Below are 4,567 nucleotides of genomic sequence, written 5' to 3' on the forward strand. Positions count from 1 at the left end.
TCTCCGGCACGGCCGATATGGATACTGTCATGGCCGAGATCGACGCTTCCTGGCCGCACGAAGGCATGATGGAAGAAGCTGCTGCTGAAGAACCTATGGAAGTTGTTGAGGTAACCTTCTGGCACGCCTATGCTACCGGCTCTGCTGAAGAAATGGCGCTTGCCAAAGTTCTTGAACAGGCTGCCGCTGATCTTCCTCAATACCAGATCAATGTGTTGCAAATCCCTTTCAACGACATCTACAATAAATACCGCACCGACGTTGCCGCTGGCGGCGGCCCAGACATGTTCATTGCCCCCAATGACTCCCTGGGTGACGATGCCCGCGCAGGCTTGATTGCCGACATTACCGATCTGGCTGCTGGCAAACTGGATGCTTATGCGCCTTTGTCTGTTGAAGGCATGAGCGTTGATGGCGTGCTTTATGGTGTTCCCGAATCCCTCAAGGCAGTCGCCTTCTGGTACAACAAAGAACTGTTGCCCGAACCCCCCGCTACCACGGATGAACTCCTGGCTTTGATGCAAGGCGGCACTCCCGTCTCGATCAGCTATGGTTGTTACCATCATTGGGGCTTTTACGGGGCCTTCGGCGGTCAGATCTTTGATGACAGTTGGACAGTTGTTGCGGGCGACGGTATTGCTGATTCAATGTCCTACCTGAATGATCTGTACCAGATCTCGAAGGAAAATGGCTGGCCCAAGAACGATAGCGACGGTCTGGCTCCCTTCACTGAAGGTACTGTTGTAGCGATCACCAATGGTAACTGGGCGATGGGCGACTACAAAGCGGCCCTCGGCGACAATCTTGCCGTGGCTCCGTTGCCCGCTGGCCCGGGTGGCGCTTCTGACCCGCTGCTGGGTGTTGATGGTTTCTATTTCAGCCCCAACAGCCAGAATATGGAAGCTGCCCTTGAGGTTGCTCTGTATCTGACAGGTGCAACAGCCCAAGAGATCATGATGAACGAAGCCGGCCATGTGCCTGCTCGTACTGACGTTGAAGTCACTGATCCTCTGATGGTAGGTTTGCTTGAAGCATTCTCGACGGGCTATGTCCGCCCGCAGGTTCCCGAATTGGGTCTGTACTGGTCCAACTTCTGTGGCACCGATGAGGTCTTCGAAGTAGGTACCCCCGCAGCCGATTGGGTTGCTACGGCTACCGAAAACGCCAACAAATAAACCTTTGCTATTTGCCAGAGCGAACAGGGAATTTCCTTGTTCGCTCTGGCTTTTTTGTTTGAATTTTTATGCTATTGGAGGCGGAATATGGCTGCCAGAACTGCTCCAGTGGAGACAATGCGAACGAAGCGCCAACGGGCAATCTTGCCGTACTTGTATTTGCTACCTGCATTTCTTGTGATGTCGGTAATTACATTTTATCCCCTGATTTATCAAGTTATTCTCTCATTCACCAATTTTGAAACCAAACACCTGATGCTGGGTATGTCATCTCCGGATTTGGAAAATATTGGTTTACAAAACTATGTTGATATTATTACCGGGGGATTGCCGGTTCAGAATTTCGAATTCTTCCGCGTGCTGGTGTATAACCTCTGGTGGGCGGTAAGTAATGTGGCTTTACATGTTCCCGCCGGCGTTGTCATTGCTGTTTTGCTGAATGTTAAAGGCCTGTGGTTTAAGAAAATCTATCGGGCGATATATATTCTACCGGTGGTTGTTCCTCCCCTTGTGGTTGCTACAGTTTGGCGCAATATCTTTGATGAGCAATATGGCGCTATGAACCAGGTGCTGACCGCCCTCGTGGGCCTCTTTGGCGGTGATCCTGTCCGTATCCGCTGGCTTTTTGAGTATGTACCGCCGATTTCCTGGCTATTACCCACCGGCGCGCTGCCACTGGCTTATTACGCCATGATGATTGCCAATTTCTGGCTGGGCTGGCCGTTTATGACATTGGTAGCCACCGGCGCATTGCAAAGCATCCCCAGCGATTTGTATGAAGCCGCCGCCATTGATGGCGCATCCAACTCACAACAATTTTGGAGGATTACTGTACCCCTATTGAGGCCGGCGATGGTGCCGGCAGCCGTGTACGGGTTTACGTTATCCTTTAACCTGTTCAATTTTGTCTATTTTATGACAGGCGGTGGTCCAGCGCGCTCTACTGAAATTTTGGTCACCTTTGCCTACGACCTGGTGCGTAATTTGCGCCTCTATGGAGTTGCCGCCGCATTTGCGGTGATTATATTCTTCGTGGCGTTGACGGTTTTCCTGATTACCAATCGGATCACGCGCGCGACCGAATCGTATGCGGAGGCTTAACATGACATCCACCGTTCAAACTTCCAAGAAAAAAAATATCTTTGTACGTTTTCTGACAATGAACACATCCGGGGAAGCTAGCGGGCGCGAATTACCTTTGTGGCGACAGTTGCTGCTCCAACTGTTGACTCTATTCATCGCGGCCGCAGTGATGTTTCCCATCATGTATGTGATTACAATGTCCCTCAGTTCTGTGAGTACGCGTCCGTCCAGCCTGGAACTCTTCCCGAAGGAAATTTCGCTGGATGCATTTAAGCAGGTATTGGACCGTCCAACGGCCAACCCCGTCACTTTTTTGGAACTGCTTAAAAATAGCTTTCTCCTCTCCTTCGGCGTGGGGCTGGCTGCATTGCTGGTGGCTGTGACAGCCGCGTATGCCTTTTCACGCTTCAATTTTAAGCTACGTCAGATATTGATGATTCTGGTTTTTATCCCCTTGCTGATGCCCGCCATTGGTTTGATGACACCGCTTTTCCTGATGATGAATAGTTTTCGGGTCTTTGATTGCGGCGGTGGAATGATTGCAATCCAGCCTTTTTTGAGCTGTGCTTCAACGGGAAAATTGCTTTTCAATCTGCGTGATTCGCTTTTGGGTGTCGGTATCGCCATGATCTCCGGCGCATTACCTTTTGCAGTCTGGAATCTCAAAGGCTATCTGGATACCATCCCCAAAGAACTTGAAGAAGCGGCCGCTATTGATGGAGCGGATTCTAACCAGGTATTCTTTCGCATTGTGCTGCCACTGGCGGCTCCTCAGTTAGCCGTAACATTCTTCTTGGGCTTCATTGGTCACTGGCAAGAGTTTGCTATGCCCTGGCTATTCCTGACCAAACCGGAAAGTTACACGTTGGCGATGACGTTGTACAACATGACCGGCCAATATGCCAACGCCATTCCGTGGAATCGCTTCTCGGCGATGGCAATCATCGTCGCCGCGCCGGTTGCGGTGATCTATATCGTCCTCCAAAAACAGATCGTAGGTGGATTGACACTCGGTGGTGTCAAAGGGTAATTCGGCATGTGAAAAGGGACGGTTGTTTGACCGTCCCTTTTTCTCTTCTTTATGTGGAAACAAATCATCATACTCTTTTTTCTGGTTGTATTTTTGGCAACCAGTATTGTTGTCGAAGCAGGCTCTGGTATTCCCCTTCCAGAGCCTGCTTTGAGTGTACAAAACTCCGGACTGATTAGCGATATACCGCAAGTGAATTTGGAGCTTGCTGCACAGGACTGGTGGCGTGATGCTGTTTTTTACGAAATCTTCGTGCGTTCATTTTACGATTCAGATTGTGACGGCATTGGCGATTTCAACGGCATCACCCAAAAACTCGATTATCTGCAAGCACTGGGCGTCAATGCCATTTGGCTGATGCCAATTCACCCGTCGCCATCCTATCATGGCTATGATGTCCTCAACTACTATGCCGTCAATCACGAATACGGTAGCATGGATGATTTTCAGCGCCTGCTCGACGAAATTCACCGCCGGGAGATGCACCTGATTGTTGATTTAGTGCTCAATCATACCTCCAGCGCGCATCCTTTTTTTGTGGATGCCAACAATAACCCCAATTCCCCATACCGCGATTGGTATATCTGGTCCGACACGGATCCCGGCAACGGCTGGCATCAGGGCGCGCAAGGGTATTATTACGGTTTCTTTTGGTCGGGAATGCCCGACTTGAACTACACCAACCCCGAAGTCACCGCCCAGATGAATAACGTCGTGCGCTACTGGCTGGACGATATTGGCGTAGATGGGTTTCGCATTGACGCCGCTAAACATCTGATTGAAGATGGCGATCAGCGCGAAAATACTCCTGCTACGCACGACTGGTACAAAAAATTTTACGCCGTCTACAAAACCGACCATCCCAATGCTTATACCGTTGGGGAGGTTTACGGCGCGGGCGGTTTCATCGCTCAGACGTACACCGACCAACTTGACCATGTTTTCAATTTCGAGTTAGCCAGCGGCTTTGTCAACAGCGCCAATGGCCGTTCGAACACCGGCATCAACAGCGCCTATACCTTGACCCTCAAAAATATGCTCGAGGGCAATTTCGCCACCTTTCTGACCAACCACGACCAAAACCGCACTATGAGCGTATTCAACGGCGATCTCGGCAAGGCTAAGACCGCGGCCTCGCTACTGCTCACCGCGCCCGGCACGCCCTTTATTTACTATGGAGAAGAAATTGGGATGCAAGGCAAAAAGCCGGATGAAGATATTCGTTTACCAATGCAATGGAGCGCTGACCAGCAAGCCGGATTTTCCTGCCCCCTAGCAG

Annotated in this window: 4 protein-coding genes; all 4 read left to right on the top strand. The window is 50.6% G+C overall.

The genetic code is table 11. The features are described 5' to 3' along the window. Positions 1-1,175, top strand: a 1,175-nt coding sequence (locus tag HN413_15530) for an extracellular solute-binding protein (protein ID MBT3391809.1), incomplete at its 5' end; no start/stop codon positions are given. 87 nt (positions 1,176-1,262) lie between these two features. Further along, positions 1,263-2,276, top strand: coding sequence for a sugar ABC transporter permease (locus HN413_15535; protein ID MBT3391810.1), 1,014 nt, complete (start codon positions 1,263-1,265; stop codon positions 2,274-2,276). A 58-nt stretch (positions 2,277-2,334) separates the two neighbouring features. Then, entirely contained in the window at positions 2,335-3,288 is a 954-nt protein-coding gene (locus HN413_15540; GenBank protein MBT3391811.1) for an ABC transporter permease subunit, read from the top strand. Positions 3,289-3,381: 93 nt separating this feature from the next. After that, a partial coding sequence (locus tag HN413_15545) for an alpha-amylase (protein MBT3391812.1) occupies positions 3,382-4,567 on the top strand: 1,186 nt, incomplete at its 3' end.

Source organism: Chloroflexota bacterium, assembly GCA_018648225.1.
Taxonomy (GTDB): domain Bacteria; phylum Chloroflexota; class Anaerolineae; order Anaerolineales; family UBA11858; genus NIOZ-UU35.

Excerpts from the sequence above, each read along its gene's own strand:
- HN413_15540 (MBT3391811.1), top strand. The coding sequence starts at position 2,335 with ATGAACACATCCGGGGAAGCTAGCGGGCGCGAATTACCTTTGTGGCGA.
- HN413_15535 (MBT3391810.1), top strand. The coding sequence starts at position 1,263 with ATGGCTGCCAGAACTGCTCCAGTGGAGACAATGCGAACGAAGCGCCAA.